The organism is Echinicola vietnamensis DSM 17526, assembly GCF_000325705.1.
In the GTDB taxonomy this organism is placed as follows: Bacteria; Bacteroidota; Bacteroidia; order Cytophagales; family Cyclobacteriaceae; genus Echinicola; species Echinicola vietnamensis.
Genome location: NC_019904.1, coordinates 1458238 through 1476836, shown reverse-complemented (window position 1 = coordinate 1476836; position 18599 = coordinate 1458238). Strand labels below are relative to the sequence as shown.

Annotated in this window: 17 protein-coding genes; 13 read left to right on the top strand and 4 right to left on the bottom strand. The window is 49.4% G+C overall.

The features are described from left to right. Positions 1-19 precede the first annotated feature (19 nt). The 8 genes from ECHVI_RS06265 to ECHVI_RS06230 all read left to right on the top strand — a co-directional run bounded on the left by ECHVI_RS06265 (position 20) and on the right by ECHVI_RS06230 (position 9379). Positions 20-1411 (top strand): L-fucose/L-arabinose isomerase family protein, encoded by a 1392-nt coding sequence (locus ECHVI_RS06265; RefSeq protein ID WP_245553437.1) that lies wholly within the window; start codon positions 20-22, stop codon positions 1409-1411. 102 nt (positions 1412-1513) lie between these two features. Then, complete coding sequence (locus tag ECHVI_RS06260) at positions 1514-2356, top strand: transketolase (RefSeq protein WP_015265121.1); 843 nt, start codon at positions 1514-1516, stop codon at positions 2354-2356. Further along, complete coding sequence (locus tag ECHVI_RS06255) at positions 2353-3312, top strand: transketolase family protein (protein WP_015265120.1); 960 nt, start codon at positions 2353-2355, stop codon at positions 3310-3312. The genes ECHVI_RS06260 and ECHVI_RS06255 overlap by 4 nt, the downstream gene beginning before the upstream one ends. A 61-nt stretch (positions 3313-3373) precedes the next feature. Continuing rightward, positions 3374-4324: a D-ribose ABC transporter substrate-binding protein gene (locus tag ECHVI_RS06250; protein WP_015265119.1), complete on the top strand. Its 951-nt coding sequence runs from the start codon at positions 3374-3376 to the stop codon at positions 4322-4324. A 154-nt stretch (positions 4325-4478) separates the two neighbouring features. Further along, positions 4479-5144 carry a DUF2291 domain-containing protein gene (locus tag ECHVI_RS06245; RefSeq protein WP_015265118.1) on the top strand — a complete coding sequence of 222 codons (666 nt, stop codon included), beginning with the start codon at positions 4479-4481 and terminating at the stop codon, positions 5142-5144. Next, positions 5131-6639 (top strand): sugar ABC transporter ATP-binding protein, encoded by a 1509-nt coding sequence (locus tag ECHVI_RS06240; protein WP_015265117.1) that lies wholly within the window; start codon positions 5131-5133, stop codon positions 6637-6639. The genes ECHVI_RS06245 and ECHVI_RS06240 overlap by 14 nt, the downstream gene beginning before the upstream one ends. Before the next feature lie 174 nt (positions 6640-6813). After that, the gene (locus ECHVI_RS06235) at positions 6814-7791 is read left to right on the top strand and encodes an ABC transporter permease (RefSeq protein ID WP_041738361.1); all 978 of its coding nucleotides are present in this window, start codon (positions 6814-6816) and stop codon (positions 7789-7791) included. Positions 7792-7876: 85 nt separating this feature from the next. Next, on the top strand, positions 7877-9379 hold the full coding sequence (locus tag ECHVI_RS06230) for an FGGY family carbohydrate kinase (RefSeq protein WP_015265114.1): 1503 nt from the start codon (positions 7877-7879) through the stop codon (positions 9377-9379). A gap of 7 nt (positions 9380-9386) precedes the next feature. Here ECHVI_RS06230 and ECHVI_RS06225 read toward each other — a convergent pair whose 3' ends face one another. Then, positions 9387-10559, bottom strand: a complete 1173-nt coding sequence (locus ECHVI_RS06225) for a S41 family peptidase (protein ID WP_015265113.1) — start codon at positions 10557-10559, stop codon at positions 9387-9389. Between the two features lie 108 nt (positions 10560-10667). Between ECHVI_RS06225 and ECHVI_RS06220 the strand changes: the two genes are divergently transcribed. From ECHVI_RS06220 to ECHVI_RS06200, 5 genes are all read left to right on the top strand, one after another. Continuing rightward, positions 10668-11171, top strand: a complete 504-nt coding sequence (locus tag ECHVI_RS06220) for a GNAT family N-acetyltransferase (RefSeq protein ID WP_015265112.1) — start codon at positions 10668-10670, stop codon at positions 11169-11171. A gap of 250 nt (positions 11172-11421) precedes the next feature. Continuing rightward, positions 11422-12348: a dihydrodipicolinate synthase family protein gene (locus tag ECHVI_RS06215; RefSeq protein WP_015265111.1), complete on the top strand. Its 927-nt coding sequence runs from the start codon at positions 11422-11424 to the stop codon at positions 12346-12348. Between the two features lie 38 nt (positions 12349-12386). Continuing rightward, positions 12387-13880: a sodium:solute symporter family protein gene (locus tag ECHVI_RS06210; protein ID WP_015265110.1), complete on the top strand. Its 1494-nt coding sequence runs from the start codon at positions 12387-12389 to the stop codon at positions 13878-13880. A 41-nt stretch (positions 13881-13921) separates the two neighbouring features. Beyond that, positions 13922-15634: an L-fucose isomerase gene (locus ECHVI_RS06205; protein WP_015265109.1), complete on the top strand. Its 1713-nt coding sequence runs from the start codon at positions 13922-13924 to the stop codon at positions 15632-15634. A 274-nt stretch (positions 15635-15908) separates the two neighbouring features. After that, positions 15909-17294, top strand: coding sequence for a DUF4403 family protein (locus tag ECHVI_RS06200; RefSeq protein WP_015265108.1), 1386 nt, complete (start codon positions 15909-15911; stop codon positions 17292-17294). A 3-nt stretch (positions 17295-17297) separates the two neighbouring features. Here ECHVI_RS06200 and ECHVI_RS06195 read toward each other — a convergent pair whose 3' ends face one another. From ECHVI_RS06195 to ECHVI_RS06185, 3 genes are read right to left on the bottom strand one after another with little or no spacing between them, the layout of a single operon-like run. Further along, positions 17298-17582, bottom strand: a complete 285-nt coding sequence (locus ECHVI_RS06195; RefSeq protein ID WP_015265107.1) for a DUF2442 domain-containing protein — start codon at positions 17580-17582, stop codon at positions 17298-17300. After that, positions 17579-17884: a DUF4160 domain-containing protein gene (locus tag ECHVI_RS06190; protein ID WP_041738359.1), complete on the bottom strand. Its 306-nt coding sequence runs from the start codon at positions 17882-17884 to the stop codon at positions 17579-17581. Before ECHVI_RS06190 ends, ECHVI_RS06195 begins: the two co-directional genes overlap by 4 nt. Before the next feature lie 46 nt (positions 17885-17930). Further along, the gene (locus ECHVI_RS06185; RefSeq protein WP_015265105.1) at positions 17931-18572 is read right to left on the bottom strand and encodes a 3'-5' exonuclease; all 642 of its coding nucleotides are present in this window, start codon (positions 18570-18572) and stop codon (positions 17931-17933) included. Positions 18573-18599: the final 27 nt, after the last annotated feature.

The window sequence follows — 18599 nt, the reverse complement described above, 5'->3', positions numbered from 1 at the left end:
AGCGTTAGCGCCCGTAACCATGGGCGTAATCATAGGAAACCGTGATTTTTTTCCTGACAAATTGGTTTCAGAAGCCCGTGCGGACATCTTGGAACTGTTGGAAAAGCTCCATATCCATCCCTTTATCTTGGACGACCAAGAGACCAAGCTAGGGGGAGTGGAAACCTTCCAAGAGGCCACCAAATGTGCCGAACTGTTCAAAAAACATCGCGACGACATTATGGGCGTACTGGTGGTTCTGCCCAATTTCGGTGATGAGCGAGGAGTCGCTGAAACACTGAAATTGGCCAACCTGAATGTGCCGGTCCTCGTTCAAGGTTACCCCGATGACCTGGGCAAATTGGACGTGGCTCGGCGAAGGGATGCATGGTGCGGAAAGATCTCCGTATGTAATAACCTTTACCAGTTTGGAATTCCGTACACCATCACCACTGATCATGTGGTGCATCCATCAGCTCCCAAATTTACCGAAGACCTTCAGCAATTTACGGCCGTCTGTCGCATTGTAAAAGGCTTGCGCAATGCCCGCATCGGAGCCATTGGTGCCCGTCCGGGAGGATTTAACACGGTGCGCTACAGCGAAAAATTACTACAGCGCAGCGGCATCTCCGTGACCACCATTGACCTGTCCGAAATCTTGGGCAGGACCGAGAAATTGGATGCGGAAGCATCCGAGGTGAAAGCGCGTTTGGAAAAAATCCATGCCTATGCCGCTGTGGGCAAAACCCCACAACATGCCCTGCATCAAATTGCCAAAATGGACGTGGTGCTCAACCAATTTATGGAAGAAAATGTCCTCGATGCCACGGCCATCCAATGCTGGACATCGGTACAGGAAAATTACGGCTGTAATGTCTGCACAAGTATGAGCATGATGAGTGAAAACATGATGCCCAGCGCCTGTGAAGTGGACGTTACGGGCACTTTGACCATGTATGCCATGCAGCTGGCTTCTGGGTCTCCCAGTGCCTTGGTGGACTGGAACAACAATTATGCAGACGACCCGGAAAAGTGCGTGCTCTTCCACTGCGGCAATTGGGCCAAGTCGTTTCTGCCCGACATCGAAATCAGCACCGCTCCGATCTTGGGGACGACCGTGGGCGAGGAAAACACCTACGGGGCACTTTCCGGCAGAACACCTGCTTCCCCCCTGACCTATGGCAGGATCAGTACCGATGATCCTCAAGGTAAAATCAAAGCCTACATCGGGGAAGGGCACCTGACAGACGATGAGCTCAATACCTTTGGCAACAGGGCCGTTTCTAAAATCCCTGACCTGCAAGGCCTAATGCAGTATATCTGCAAAAATGGTTTTGAACACCACGTGGTCATGAACGCCTCCCATACGGCAGATATTCTTCAAGAAGCGCTCGGAAACTATATGGGCTGGGACGTGTACAGGCACGGTTGAGTAGCACGATGGAAACATCAAGTAGCCAGAATCAAGAAAAAAATCTTGGGTCCCATCCAAGTTTTCCTTTCGGAGGGGTAAACCACCAAAAACGAAACAAGCATGACAACCAAAGAACTTGAAATAAAATCGCTGAACTACCGAAAAAAGGTACTTCAGTACATCAAAAAGGCCAATGCCGGCCATACGGGGGGAAGCCTGTCCTGCACGGACATTCTCAACGTCCTCTACAACGAGGTGATGAATGTCTCGCCGGAAAATTTCTCGGATCCCAACCGTGACCGCTACATCCAAAGTAAAGGTCACTCCGTGGAAGCCCTGTTTGTCGTCTTGGCAGACCAAGGGTTTTATCCGGAAAGCGAAATCGAGACGCTTTGCCAGTACCGGTCCCACTTTATCGGGCATCCTACCCGCAAGGTCCCCGGCGTGGAGCAGAACACGGGTGCCTTGGGGCATGGATTGCCCATCAGCGTAGGAACGGCATTGGCCGGCAAAATGGACGGTTTGGATTATCGGGTATTCACCATGATGGGAGACGGGGAGCTGCTGGAGGGATCCAATTGGGAAGCCGCCATGGCAGCTGCTCACTATAAACTGGACAACCTCGTGGCCATACTGGATTACAATAAACTGCAGATTACCGGAGCCGTAAAGGACGTCTGTAATTCTGAGCCGATAGACCAGAAATTTGAGGCCTTTGGCTGGAGTGTAAAACACGTGGATGGAAACGACGTGGAAGCCCTGAGCCAAACCTTGAAATCAGCTCCTTTCGAAGCCGGAAAGCCCAGCTTTGTGATTGCCCATACCATAAAGGGCAAGGGCATCAGTTTTATGGAAAATAACATCAAATGGCACCACGGCGTGCCCAGCGACGAACAATATGCCGCCGCCCAAAAAGAACTGGACGGCCAATTGGAAGAACTCTCAAAAGCACTCACTTCATGACCGTAAAAACCACCCAAACCTTAAAGCAGGGCCAAGCCAACTTAGAAATCTTTTCGGCCACCCTGCAGGCCTTGGCCGAACAGGACAAGGACATTATCGCTGTGACCAGTGATTCCCGAGGGTCGGGGAAACTGGTACCCTTTGCCGCCAAATATCCCAAGCAGATCGTAGAAGTGGGCATTGCGGAGCAAAATTTAGTGGGCGTAGCTGCCGGACTGGCCTCCACGGGAAAAAAGGTATTTGCCGTTTCCCCTGCCTGCTTTCTGACCGCACGATCCCTTGAGCAGATCAAAAACGACATTGCCTATTCCGATAACCCCGTAAATGTGATCGGCATCAGTGCCGGGGTAAGTTACGGTGCCCTTGGCTCCACACACCACAGTCTTCATGATTTTGCGGTACTCCGTGCAGTAAACAACATCATGGTGGTGGCTCCTGCCGATAACTATGAAACCGAGATGGCCATCAGACAGGCCGCTGCATTGGAAGAACCTGTTTACCTGCGTTTTGGCAAGAAGCCCATGCCTTTCCTTAGCGAAAGCCAGAATTTTGAGCTGGGCAAAGGACGCGTCATCCGCGAAGGAAAGGATTTGGCCATAGTGGCCACTGGAGAGACCGTCTGGCCGGCCATGCAGGCGGCATTGACCTTAGAGGAGGAAAAAGGCATCCAGGTCGGGGTGGTCAGCATGCACACCATAAAACCACTCGACACGGCGCTTCTAGCGCATATCGCCGACCAATACCCAGCGATCATCACCGTGGAAGAACACAGCATCTATGGCGGAATGGGCGAAGCATGCGCTTCCTTCCTGTTGCAGTCAGGCTACCAGAAGAAGTTCAGGATCATGGGTATCCCCGATGAATATACCATAACAGGTTCGCAATTGGATATCCTAAACCACTATGGCATTTCTGAAAAAGGAATTGCGGAAGAGGTGCTGAAATTGCTGAGATAATTATTGACCCAAAAGAGAGACCTCCGGGTGTGGAACACTTGGACTCTTCCTAACCGAACAGATGAAAGACATAACCCAAAATATCCTGATCTGGTGCCTCCCACTGCTCCTGCTGGTGGGGGCCTGTGAAAGCAATTCGGCTACCGAAACCAAAGGAAAAGTAGCCGTAATTGTATCTACGTTAAACAATCCTTGGTTTGTGGTCTTGGCCGAAACAGCCGCCAAGGAAGCGGAATCCTTAGGCTACGAGGTCAGCATCTTTGACTCGCAGAACAATACAGCCTTGGAGAACAACCATTTTGAGAATGCGATCACTGCAGGTTATCAAGCGATCCTTTTTAACCCTACCGATGCAGAAGGTTCCGTGAGCAACGTGACCAAAGCCTCTGAGGCGGGCATTGCCGTTTTTTGTATGGATCGCGAAGTAAACTCCAGTTTGCCTACCTCCCAGATCCTCTCTGATAATTATGCAGGCTGTGTGTCCCTTGGAAAATACTTTGTCGACCAACTGGACAAATCCGGCAACTACGTCGAAATCCTCGGTCTCGTCGGCGATAACAATACCTGGAACCGCTCGAAAGGCTTTCACAGTGTCGTGGGCCACTATCCTGACCTCAAGATGGTGGCCCAGCAGAGTGCGGACTTTGACCGGAACAAGGCCATGGAGGTGATGGAGTCCATCCTGCAGGTCCACCGGGACATTGATGCCGTGTTCTGCGGAAACGACGCCATGGCCATGGGTGCCTATCAGGCCCTCAAAGCCGCGGGATTGGAAAACCAGGTGATGGTATTTGGCTTTGACGGTGCCGCAGATGTGGTGGATGCTGTCAAAGACGGCAGGATTGCCGCCACGGCCATGCAGTTCCCAAAAGTGATGGCCAAAACGGCCGCGCAATTGGCGGATAAATATATCCAAGGGGAAAGGGATTTTGTCAAGAAACTTCCGGTGGACGTGGAATTGGTCACCCTTGCCAATGTAGAGCATTATGCCGCTTATGGCAAGAAAGAATAATGTCTTGGCTGTTTGCAAGGCTGATCTTCAAACCGTGCCTGGAAAAACAGGGTGTCCCGCCACATCAGCTTGGTAAGCGATTGATCCGGGGCTCCGCCCTATCAAAATATACGCTGAGTCTTTGACTCAACACGAACGACTCAAAATAGACAAAATGAAACGAAAGTGGATTAAAAACAGCATCATTTGCGGCCTGCTATTAGTGGGCTTGGGCAGCTCGATCAGCATCAAAAAACTGGATGAGGTACGGGCCAATGCCGCCGAAGTGACGTTTGATGCCACGGCTTATGCCAAGGATTTTTGGGAAGAAGAACTGATTCCCGATCTGGAGGAAGCCGTAGAGGTAGGTCGCCTGGCCCATCTCCTCAAAAACAGGCCCCAAGAAGCTTTTGATCAACATTCCGAGGCCTTGGGAATCGGGAATATTCGATTTTTCATGATCAAGGGAAAAGGGGAAATCCGGCAAGTCGGGGAAGATGACCTCACGGTATTGGTCACCACCGACACCAGTAGCCAAGTGGTAAAGATCGAGACCGAATACATTTTTGGCAATGCTGTCCGGGATGCCAGTGGCAAGGTGGACCTGACCAAGTTTGAGCAGACCATGGACTTCAATAATGTTTCGGCAGCCATCAATCAATTGGTGCGGGAAAAAGTCCTCCCGCCCTTAAAGGCAAATGCCAAGGAAGGTAACATGATCACCTTTGTCGGTGCCGTGGAGATGAACCGTGAGCAGGTGAACTTGAATGAAATTTCCGTGATTCCGGTGAATGTGACGTTTTTGAAACAATCAGATCAGACCGCCCATGTTGACCGTTAAAAACATTACCAAGGAGTTTGTAGGGGTAAAGGCACTGGATGATGTCAGCCTGGAACTTCAAGCAGGACGCGTAACAGCCATCCTGGGAGAAAACGGGGCCGGAAAATCCACCCTTATGAAGATCCTCTCCGGTGTTTATCCGGACTATAAAGGCACCATTTACTATAATGGAGATCCGGTCAAATTCCAAAACACCAGGGATGCCCAAGAGAAAGGCATCAATATCATCCACCAAGAGCTCAACCTGATCCCCTACCTCAGCATTCGTGAAAACATCTTTCTGGGAAGGGAGCCCGAGACGCCCATGGGGCTACTGGACGTGGCAAAGATGCACAAAGAAGCGGCACAACTGCTCCACAGGCTCAAGCTGAACGTGGATCCAGAGACGCCCGTAAGCCAGTTGAAAGTAGGCCAACAGCAGCTTGTGGAAATTGCAAAAGCCTTGTCTTTGGAAAGTCAGGTGATCATCATGGACGAGCCCACTTCCGCCATTTCTGACCAAGAGGTAGAAATCCTTTTTGGGATCATCCGCGCGTTAAGGGCTGAGGGAAAGGCCATCGCCTATATCTCCCATAAGCTGGACGAACTATTTGCCATCGCCGATCGCTATGTGGTGCTTCGCGATGGCAAAATGATCGAATCCGGAGAAATGGAAGGCATGACCGAAGAAGCCCTCATACAGAAAATGGTGGGCCGCGAGATCGTCATTGAAAGAAGTTGCTCCGGCAGACAATTTGACGAAACGGTCCTTTCGGTAAAACACCTGACCGTAAAGCACCCTAAAATAGCCGATAAATTCCTGCTCCAGGACATCAATTTCGAACTCGGCAAGGGCGAGGTGCTGGGCATCTTCGGGCTGATGGGCGCAGGACGTACCGAGCTGATGGAAGCACTGTTCGGGGTACTTCCCCATCAGGGTGCAGAGATCACCCTTGCTGGCAAGGTCCACGAATTCCAAAAGCCCCAAGAAGCCATGGACGCCGGATTGGCCCTGGTGCCGGAAGACCGGAAGCAGGACGGCCTGGTCCTGTGCATGGACCTGTGCACCAATTCCAGTCTCACGGTGGTAGATAGCATCCTGAGTGGGGGCTTGCTAGATGACAAAAAAGAAAAAGGACTCGCCCAAAAGTATATGGGAGAGCTAAAGATAAAGGCCTCCTCCCACCGCCAGTTAGTGGAAAAACTCAGCGGGGGAAACCAGCAAAAAGTGGTGCTGGCCAAATGGCTGGCCACCAGACCGAAAGTCCTTATGCTGGACGAGCCTACCCGGGGAATCGACATCAATGCCAAAAACGAAATCTATAAATTGATCCGTCAGCTGGCCAATGAGGGGCTCGGACTGATCGTAGTTTCCTCTGAGCTCCCGGAAATCCTGGCCGTCTCGGACCGGGTACTGGTCATGGCCGAGGGCAGGCTGACCGCCAACATTCCCATTGACGCGCAGACTTCTGAAGATGAAATCCTCCAAGCGGCCATTCCAAAGAAAAAAGATTAAAGTAGCAAGATCAGATGGAAGGGCCAAGATCAAAGGGTAAAGACACTAGCGAGCCTAGAGTCTCTGACCTTCATCTAAAATGGTATCCTATAAACACCAATTTTCGTCAAGTATCCACCTTCAATCCTTTCAACTTTACAGCATTAAAACATTACAACCTATACAAAAGACCCCATGATTACCTTAAAAAAACCAATGCCATCCATTGCTAAATTCCAATCATTGATTGCACTGATTATCCTGTGTTTGGTTCTTAGCTTGTTATCAGACCGCTTTTTGACCTTGGCCAATGGATGGAATGTCATGCGCCAGGTGTCGGTAAACATCTGCATCTCGGTGGGCATGACCTTGGTAATCCTGACGGCAGGGATCGACCTGTCCGTAGGCTCCATCTTGGCGTTATGTGGTGCCGTCACGGCCTCGCTGATAAAAAACGGCATTGCTGTAGAAGGGCTGAACCTGCATATTGGCTTTGCACCCTTAGGCGCGGTGATCCTGGGCGTAGGGTTAGGATTTGGGCTGGGCTGGTTCAATGGCTGGACCATCACGCGGTTTAAGGTTCCTCCTTTCGTGGCGACCTTGGCGATGCTGACCATTGCCCGTGGCCTGACCATGCTGTGGACAGGAGGATTTCCCATCAACGGCCTAGGAGAAGATTTTGCCTTTTTGGGTACGGGTTGGTTTTTGGGCATTCCCATGCCCGTATGGATCACTGCAGTGATTGTTGCTCTGGCCGTCTTGCTGACCAAGAAAACCAAGTTTGGCCGCTATGTCTATGCCATCGGGGGCAATGAACGGGCCGCGCGGCTATCAGGCATCAATATCAGCCGGGTAAAAATGACCGTTTATGCCATCGCGGGAGGCTTGGCTGCCGTGGGCGGGATGATCGTCACCTCCCGCTTGGATTCAGCACAGCCCAACGCAGGAATCAGCTATGAACTGGATGCCATTGCCGCCGTGGTCATCGGCGGGACTTCCCTCTCCGGAGGCAAAGGGACGATCATGGGAGCTGTCCTCGGGGGCATCATCATCGGCGTCCTGAACAATGGCCTCGTACTGCTGAATGTATCCCCCTTCTGGCAGCAAGTGGTCAAAGGTGCCGTGATCTTGCTGGCAGTGGTAATCGACAAAGCCAACAGCAAGGAAGATTGAAGGAAGTAAAGAGTTGATAAGCTTAAATAGCCGATTGGCTTTTGACCGCATCTGATACGAAAAAAACATTAATTGACAGACATCCATGGACAGCAATAAGCAATTTATCCTTTCGATCGACCAAGGTACCAGTGGTACCAAAGCACTGGTGTTTGATGCGCAGGGAAAACAAGTGGCCAAAGCCACCGTACCGCTCAAAACCCATTACCTCGACGGTGGTTTGGTGGAGCAGGATCCGGAAGACATTTACCAAAACGTGCTGAAAGCTGTAGGCATTTGTTTGGCTGACTTTCAGTTTCAGGGCCACCCCTTGGATGCTATCACCAGCTGTGGAATCTCCAACCAGCGGGAGACCTTTTTACTTTGGGACAAAAATGGGGCCCCGTTGTACCAAGCGGTGGTCTGGCAGTGCAAGCGTTCCATAGGGGTTTGTGACCGGCTGAAAGCAGCAGGGCTGGAACCCCTCATCAAGGATAAAACCGGCTTGATCATTGACCCATATTTTTCAGGTACCAAACTGATTTGGCTATATGAAAATGACCCGGCCATCGCTACGGCCATCGATGCGGGAGAAGCCTACTTCGGCACCGTGGATACTTGGCTACTGTACCGACTGACCGAGGGCAACCATTACCTGACTGATTTCACCAATGCTTCCCGTACCTTGTTCTTTAACCTGGACACCTTGGATTGGGACAGGGAGCTATTGGATAATATGGGGCTTTCTGGGCTCCAACTCCCAGCGGTGAGGCCCTCATCTGCTGAATTTGGCGTGACTGATTTTGAAGGACTGCTGGATGCTCCCCTGCCCATCTTTGCGATGATTGGCGATTCGCATGCCGCCGCCTTTGGGGAAGCATGCTTCGAACCGGGCACGGCCAAGGCCACCATGGGCACCGGCTGCTCCGTCCTGATGAACGTCGGCGACGAACGTAAATCCTCCGGTCACGGCATGGTAAGTACGATCTGTTGGAGCACGGAGGCACAAGTGAGCTATGCCTTGGAAGGAGTGATCGTCACCTGTGGCGCGACCATCGAATGGCTAAAAAATGAACTGGGACTGATTCAGGACAGCCGGGAGACCGAGGCCATGGCCAAGGCCGTAACATCCAATCAAGGTGTCTATTTGGTGCCCGCATTCAGCGGTTTGGGGGCTCCGCACTGGGACATGAAGCGAAAAGCCTCGCTGGTGGGCATGACCTTTGACAGTGGCAAAAACCACATTGTCCGCGCGGCGTTGGAGTCCATTCCCTATCAGATCAAAGACGTCATCAGCGCCATGGAAGAAGATGCCCAGCTGGATCTGGAAGCGCTAAACGTGGACGGCGGCATCACTGCCAATGGTTTTGTCATCGACTTTTTGGCCGATTTATTGGAAAAGCCTGTGGCAAGGGTTGGGATTGCCGATGTTTCTGCATTGGGGGCAGCCTATTTGGCCGGATTGAAGGCGGGGGTTTTTAAAGACCTGGCTCATCTTCAGCAGCTTCAGCAAAAACAACAAACCGTCCCAAATGGGCCTGCAGATTCCATAAAAGCTGCCTATGCAGGTTGGCAACGGGCCGTTAAAGGAAACACAGACAACAGCTAACGACGCTTTAGCGTAACGAAGTGAGCTGATCCACCCAATCGGAAACATTACCCAGCAAGCGTGTAGGCGTCAACCCCACAAATTCATAAGTGCTCTGCCCACTTTTGGACTTTTTCGTGGAAAAACTCACTTTGATATTTCGGCAATCGATCATATCGGTAAAAGCATGGTTTCCGTATCCAAAAGCCAGCATACCACTGGTATTTTCCCCAGCGAGCTTGACCCTTTGGTCCTCAAGTAATTTGATCGCCACCAACTCCGCAGCACTAGCTGTTTTAAAATTTACAAGCACATAAATATGCTCTATTTGCTTATTCTGCCGAAGGTGCTGCAGCAAGGGCTTGGCCTGCAAAACCGATCCACCACCATTGCTACGCAGGTCCACGATCAAATTCATATGCGTCAGACGGGGCAAGGCTTTAGCATAGAAATCTGCCGCTTCATCCATGAGTTTGCGCGTGCGCGTAAACGTTTTGAGGCCGATATAATCGGTATCATTGGACACCTGTTCGAAATGAAATTTCTCCTCATGTCTATTTAAAAAATGATATTTATTGGACTTGTTCCAGTAGGTTCCGTGGATCCGTCCGTCACGAATGGAGATGGAGGGCTGGTAATAAAGCAAACCAGTCTTAAAGAATTCAAAAATCTCCAGTGTCCCATCAGCTTTCATATTGATTTTAAGCCGAATCGTTCCGTGCGTCCATTTGTCATCATCTGAGGCCAACATGATGCCGAGCCATTGCCCGGGGGCCGAGTTTTTCAGCAGGAGTTTTTCTGTTCCCGCATAATACACCCCCTCATACTCGTCACGGAAAGAGGTCGTATCCAGCGCCCATTTGCCTTGATAGCTGGGATAGGAAGAAGGATAGTCTTTTTGGGAGGCATAGTAAAGTTGGTTGTGCTTATCCTTAACAAAGGAGGTGAACTTCTGCAGGTATCCCAAGCAGAAATCCTCCACCATCGGATCGGATGCCATTTCCTGTTTGATCTTCTCCTTCCATTCCTGCAGTGCTGCTTCACGTTCGCCCTTAACGAGCACCTTATAGCTCTTTGCCTTTTGGAGCAAACCATGGGCCTCATCCAAAGCCGTTTGACAGGTACATTCCACCTTTTCCATGCCAAAAAGTGGCGAAATTAACCCGCAAAAAGCCAGTACCAAAAGCATACGTGATTTCATAGCCACAAAATGGTTAGTCCTGAAAGCAAAAATATAATTTCAAACCGTATCCGCCCCATTACATGGATGAATTTCCATAAATGTATATGATTGTCTTATTTTTGGGCCATGAATATCACCTATCGTCACATCCAGAAAGAAGACAACCAGGCTGTAAAGGAATTGATCCAAGCTGTATTTGTGGAATTTGAAGCACCACAAGAGGGTACGGTGTTTGCCGATCCTGAAATGGACGACCTCCATAAACTGTTTTTGCAGGAAAAGAAGGCTGTTTTTTGGGTAGCGGCAGCAAAAGATCAGATCTTAGGCTGCTGTGGGATTTACCCTACTGCGGGACTGCCTGATGGCTGTACGGAGCTGGTGAAATTTTACCTGTCGCCCAAGGCCAGAGGCAAGGGCATCGGCAAAACACTGATGGAAAAATGTACGGAAAGTGCGCTAGCGTTGGGATACGACGCCCTTTACATCGAAAGTATTCCAGCATTTAGCAATGCGGTACGCGTATACGAAAAACAAGGCTTTCAAAAACTGGATCGTCCCTTGGGGAATTCGGGGCATTTCAGCTGCTCCATTTGGATGCTAAAGAAACTGGTAACGGATCATCCTGCTTGAGAAGGACATTGGCAAAAATACCGGCCAATAGCCATTCCACCAGTCTTTTTGGCTAGGCAATGCCGACTGGGATTATATACGTACGCCACTTTCAATGCTCCACACCCTCTGCTGGTAGCCATCCCGTAAGTGCAGGATAGTGTTTTGTGGCGAAAGGCTAAGTTTGTACTATATTCTTAAATATAGACTAACCGAAGTGCTTAGAAGGGCCTTCAATAGCCTTATTCGCACAAAACCAGTACTTTAACAGATGAAGACCATACAACCTTTGCCCCTTCCATTCAGGGGAATCGTACCGCCAATGATCACGCCATTGGCCGATGAAAACCAACTTGATATTCCTGGCTTGGAGCGATTGATCAATCACATCATCGCTGGTGGGGTGCACGGATTGTTCATTTTGGGCACCACGGGAGAGTCCACAAGCCTTTCGTATGACATTCGCCATGAATTGGTGAAGCGCACCTGCGCCATCGTCAATGGACGTGTTCCAGTGCTGGTGGGGATCACCGATACCGCTGCTACAGAAAGCCTTAGGCTGGCCGATACCGCCGCCAAAGAAGGTGCTGCAGCCGTGGTCGCTGCGCCTCCATATTACTTTAGCCTGGGCCAACCGGAATTGATCGAATACTACGAATACCTTGTGGAACGGTTGTCGCTGCCCCTGTTCTTGTACAATATGCCTTCCCATACCAAAATTGTCATTGAGCCAGACACCGTAAAAACGCTCAGCCAATACGACAACATCGTCGGACTCAAAGACAGCTCTGCCAACAACGCTTACTTCAACAAGGTAATGGCCAAAATGAAAGACCGGCAAGACTTTTCGCTTTTCGTCGGTCCAGAGGAAATTATGGCCGAAACAGTCCTGTTGGGCGCTCATGGTGGAGTCAATGGTGGGGCCAATATGTTTCCCGAGCTGTATGTGAAGCTATACGCGGCAGCTGAATCAGGAGACCTGGAAACCGTCAAAAGGCTACATGCCATCGTCATGCAGATCTCGACCAAAATGTATTCATTGGGACAATTTGGATCCAGTTATTTAAAAGGCATCAAAGGAGCCCTTAGCCTCTTAGGCATCTGCAGTGATTATATGGCTTCGCCCCTCCACCGGTTTAGGGAAAAAGAACGTGAAATCCTCGCTGAGCAATTGAAGGAAATCCAACAGCAGCTGTAGTCCATCCTCAAAAAAGCAACACCTAACCCAAAAAAACCATGCAATTACCCGTCATTGACCTCATCATATTTCTGATTTATATGTTAGGCATCCTGCTTTTTGGAGCGTCTTTTTTCTTCAAAAAAAACAGGACCACGGATGATTATATGGTCGGTGGCAGACGTCTTCCTTCGTGGGCCATTGGCATGTCGATCTTTGCCACCTTTGTGAGCAGCATCAGCTTTTTGGCCTTGCCCGGCAATGCCTACCTCACCAATTGGAACAGCTTTGTCTTCAGCCTTTCCATTCCGATAGCCGCTTGGATAGCAGTCAAGTTTTTTGTCCCGCTATACCGCGGAGTGCAAAGTGAATCTGCATACTATTACCTGGAAACCCGATTCGGCCCTTGGGCCAGGACTTATGCTTCCATCTGCTACCTGCTGACCCAGCTGGCAAGGATGGGGACGATTTTGTATTTGCTGGCCCTGCCGATGAATGCCTTGCTGGGCTGGGATATTGCGACGATTATCATCGTCACGGGAATCTCCGTAATCATTTATGCTTCCATGGGAGGTATCGAAGCGGTGATATGGACAGATGCCATCCAGGGGATTGTCCTAATCCTCGGAGCCTTGACCTGCTTGGGAATCATTCTCTTTTCCATGCCTGAAGGGCCAATGCAGGTCATTGAAATCGGTCAGGAGCATGATAAATTCAGCCTTGGAAGTTTTGGCCTCAGCATGACGGATGCCACCTTTTGGGTCATATTGATCTATGGCCTGTTTATCAACCTCCAGAATTTCGGTGTGGACCAAAATTATGTGCAGCGCTACATGAGTGCCAAAACCGAAAAGGGAGCCATCAAATCCACTTGGTTTGGCAGCAGTCTTTATGTCCCTGTGTCCCTGCTCTTTTTCTTTATCGGAACAGCCTTGTTTGCGTACTATCAGGTCTTTCCGGACTTACTTCCCCAAACCCTTCAGTCCAAAGATGCAGCGGATAAAATCTTTCCTTTTTTTATTGTGAACGGTTTGCCGAAAGGCCTCACAGGCTTGTTGATCGCTTCGATCTTTGCAGCTGGGATGAGTACCATTTCCACCAGCCTTAACAGTTCTGCAACGGTGATTTTAACAGACCATTACAAGAAATACATCAACACCCCCCCCTCCGGGAAGGACAATTTCAGGGTCCTGACCATCGCGGCGGTAGTGATGGGCTCGCTCAGCATTGTGGTTTCACTGGCCATGACAGAAGTAAAAAGTGCCTTGGATGCTTGGTGGGCTTTGAGTTCGGTGTTTAGCGGCGGTGTATTGGGATTGTTCTTACTGGGCTATTTCTCTAAAAATGTCCAGCAGACTGAAGCGGCGATTGGCGTGGTCATCGGTATTTTGGTCATTGCTTGGATGAGCCTTACCCCTGTCTTTATCACCGAAGGGCCTTGGCTATCCTTCCGAAACCCCATGCATGCCAACCTGACCATCGTGATCGGGACCTTGGTCATCTTTTTGACAGGGTTCCTCTTATCAAAAGTATTCAACAGATCATCACACTGACCCGGCAATGGTCGGTGTGATGCGCCACAAAAATAGATATCATGAAAGCAACCTTATTATCCAGAACCGTCAAACCTGCTACCGGAAAACCGGTCATCGGCGTTTTTGCCCCTTGTGATCCGCGCATCGATGCGGCCAGCAGGGAACGGAGTACCAACATCATCAAACACACCGCCGAATCCCTCGCCGGAAAAATCAAGCTGCCAGATGGAACGGCCGCCGAAGTCGTCTATTCGGATGTACTGATCGATGCCGAAAGTCAAGCAGACCAAGTGGCCAGCCAATTTAAAGAGGCCGGCGTCAGTGTCCTAGTCTGTGTGCCCGACACTTGGTCATTTCCGCAGCTGACCACCATTTCCTTGTTTTCCCATTTCCCCAAGGACACCCCGATCAATTTCACCACAGGCAACAGTGCCACCCGTCCAGGCGTCGTGTACACCCATGCCACGTCAGGAGCCATTGCCCAATACGGGAAATTGACCCATATCAACGTGGGCAAGTGGCCGGATGCTGGCCAAAACCCGGAAATGAGCCCTGCCACCCTCAAAGCCTTGGTGGATTGGTGCTATGCAGCGGTCACCTTCCAAGGGCTCAAAGGAAAACGGGTAGTGGTTTTTGGGCACGATTCCATGGGCATGGAAACAGCCCTTCCGCATGTGCTCGAAACACGAAACCAGTTTGGCATTGAGGTGACGCGGCTGGACATGAAGCTCCTCGCCGACATGCTCCAAAAGGAATCCTATGACAAGGAAGAATTGAAAAAACTCAGAACTTGGCTGGAAGGTCATGCCGGAGATCGGCTGGAGCTCCCCGATGGGGAAAAAGACAGTAAGCTGCTGGACCAGAGCCTGGCCCTTTACCTGATCGTCCGTGACTTGATGAAGGATATTGATGCGATTGGTGGAGGATTTATGAGCCAACTGGAATGGGGCTCTGATGATCGCGGCATACAGCTTCCCGTGGCCGATATCATGGAGTCACTGTTTAACAGTACTTTTGACCATAACGGCCCAAAAGCCGTGCAGCCTTTTGCCACGGAAGCTGATGTGCAGGCCTTGCTGACGCAGCTGTTTATGACTTGGCTATCCGGAGGGCATCCTCCCCTTTTCATGGACTTCAGAAAAGCTTGGGACAGGGAAGACCTTGCCGAACTGGCCGCCCAAAATGGCTATCAGCCAAACGGTGATGAACCTTGGATGAAAAAAGGATTTGTGGATGGTGTAAATTCTGGGTCTGCTTCTTTTAACTGGGCCGCTACGCCGGGTACTGAGGAAAAAGAAATCATGAAAAACATCACCTTCCCGAAAGCCGTGGACTACTTTTATTACTTGGGCAATTCGGTGCATTTCATCTCCCCTGGCAAGATCAAAGGCCTTGCTGCCAGGCTTGCGTACAGCTCTCTTTCCGGTATGTTTTCGATGATCTGGGATGAAGCCGAAACAGTGGCGCTTCCCGATGAACTGGCCCAAAAAATCTGTGACGGCGCCAACCCCACCTGGCCCCATACCTTCGTGGTTCCCAAATATGCCTCCATGATGGAGTACAAGCAATATGCCCCGGCAAACCACTTTCACATGACCTGGGACTTGGAACCCGCCAGGCTACAGTTTTGGATGGACTTCTGCAATGTGCTTTCCGTAGCTCCTTGGCAGGCGCGTCCCACCTTTATCGAAGAAATAGATCGGCCAGTGCCACTGCTGTACCTGCTCAATGGCGGGGAAGATGCCACCAAAAAGCTCAAAGCCGGGAAATAGTAACGGTATGGGACAAACTTTATCATTTCGGCCTTGGAAAAAATTCCAAGGCCTTTTTTGGGTTGTGATCCTAGGTAATGTCAACCCGTAAACCAACCCTACAGACCCTGAGCCAAGCCCCGACCCCTGAGCGAAACCCCGGCCCCTGAGCGAAGCCGAAGGGGTCGGAGAGCTATCTATTAATAAAATTTAACACCTGAATTTTGTAATTCCTTGGCAAGGACACCTTGATTTTCAGCATGATTCGTTATTCTTGTAAGCCCAAAAGTTAATTATGAAAAACCGTCTCCTCATCTTCTGTTTTGCACTGCTGATACTTTCATGTAAAAGCATCAATCCCGAAAAGCCCAAATTTTCAGGAGAGCCTCCAGTCTTGCCTGAAGCCATTTCCCGTGTCAATGTGCCCTTGGAAATTCCACTGGACTATATTGAGCGCAACCTAAACCAGGAACTCAGCGAGTTGCTTTACACGGAAAAGGGGTTAAACATGGGCAATGGCATCATAGCAGATTTGGATGTGAACAGAACCGGAGACATCTCCCTTTCCTCCTTGGGTCAAAACAAGCTGGAGATCAACCTTCCCTTGCAGCTAAAAGGTAAGCTCAACATCCAGAAAAAGATTTTTGGTCAGTCCATTTCTACGGCCGTGCCGTTCGATGAAGGCCTGGCTCCGCGGGTGAGCTTTGAGCCCGTTATCGGCCGCAATTGGGACATCGGCATATCCAATGTCCACATCGAAAGCTGGGGCAGGTCACTGAAGTACAACCTACTGGGCTATGAAATTGACTTTGGGCCAATGCTAAAAAAACATGTCGAAAGGATGCTGGATGAGCAGCTGACCGGCGACAACCTGAGCAGAATCAGCTTCAAAAGCATGATGGAAGAAACGTGGAAGGCCTATGGCAAGCCGGTCAAGTTTGAGCAAGACGGCATCGATGCTTATGTCTATACCATTCCCCATAAAATCAAAGTTCGTGAACAGTTCACTACTGACCAAAAGCTAAAACTTACGATTGGCATCGAAGGAGAGGTATTTACCCAGCTGGGCAGTGCTCCTGACGTGGCTCCCAGCCCGCTGCCCAATCTGTACTATAATGAAGATAGCCGCAATTACTTGGACATTACCTTGCCCCTATCCATTCCTTACAGAGACTTGGACAGCTACCTCAATGACATGCTGGCCAATCAGACTTTTAAAGTCGATAGCAAAACAACCATGACCCCAAAGGCATTTGAGAGCCAATCCTTCGGTGACAAGGCCTTGGTAAAAGTGGACTTTACCGTCACCCGAAACGACAAGAAAAACATCAATGGAAATGTCTACCTGGTCGGCCGGCCGACGTATGACCCTTTGCGGGAGGCCATTGTTTTTGAGGACATTGATTTTGATCTGAACACCAAGAATATCCTGGCCAGCAGTGCCAGCTGGGTAAAACAGGGAGCGGTATTGGAGGAAATGAAAAAGTATGCTGTCTATCCCATTGGGGATTATATCCATACCGCCCGTTTGGAGCTCCAAAAGCAAGGCTATATCGAAACAGATTATGCTTCTTTCAGGGTAAAAAGGCCCGCCTTGGACGTAAAGGGCATCTACACCACCGACCAAGACATTCGACTCTATCTCCGCTCCACAGGAGAAATGGAAGTGAAGCTGAAGTGAGTTTTAAAACGATATTTTGCCCTTATATAATTCCGAAATTGGAAAAATCATTTCGTAGTCACCCCATTGAAGGTTATCATCCTTTACCTTAAAATTTCTAAAATGAACTTCATCTAAGTACTTTTGGATTTCCGGATGCGTAGATTGCCTTAGAAAAGGCCTAAAATCTACTGTCTTTTCCGTTTTGTCCTTAAACAATACCCTGATACGAAATTGTCCAATATATTCCGCTGCTTCTATCCCTATTAAAGTAGTCCTATAAGCTACAAACTCTTCTCGAACTTTCATTTTAGTTTTGTTGTGATTTTTTCAAACCCTACCTTTCTTTGATAAACGAAATAATCGACCCATTTTGTTACAATCTCATCACCATATTTTACTACAAACTTTTTTAAATTTTGTAAATCCTGGCCTTTAATCGGGCTTCTTCCTTGTACATTTGAAATAATAATTTCTTCAATTAATCCGTTTTTCATGATAAATGAAACCTTAGTTTCCTTTCCTGATTTTGTAGCGTGGACATGAACTGGTTCGTGCTCATTTGAATAGAAGTATAAAACAATACCTAAATATTCGAAAATCTTGGGCAATTTAGAATAAAAGAAGTTTTCAACCGCATTCAAAATTCATATACTATTACCACCGCATCAAGTCCCCATAGGTGACGACTCCTCTTTTTTCGGCTTCTTTGAGCAATTTTAATAGAAGCTGGGCTGTCAAAAACGCGTCGCCAGCGGCGGTATGTCGATCTTGGATGGGAATGTTATAGCGTTCACACAGCTTGTCCAGGCTATAGTCGCGTAAATTGATGCGCGAAGGATCATAGTGGATACCATGTTCCAGTCGCATCGCCAAGTCTCCGGTGTCCACCACAGGATTTGCCAGCTTTCGGAGCCCAAAGGGATAGCATATTTTTTCGATCATTGCCAGGTCAAAGCCTGCATGATGGGCGACCAAGATATCACTGCCAAGGTAGGGCAGAAAGCCCCGTACAAATTCCCTGGGAGAAATGGCATTGCTGGGCTGAACGATTTCGTGTATTTTGATGCTGGAGGCATTCTTTTTCTTGGAATGGACAAATTGCTCCCGTGAACTCTGCACCAGTATGCGGTTATTGGAAACCTTGATCCCTCCAAAGGCCAAAATATGGTCCTTTTTCACGTCCAATCCAGTCGTTTCTGTATCCACGACCAAAAAGGACAGCTCCGAAATGGGTAGCTTCTTGGAAATTTGCTTGGAGAAATTTTCCTCATATTGGGCTACCATCGCGGATTTCATCGGCCGCTTTTTAAATATTCGCCACCA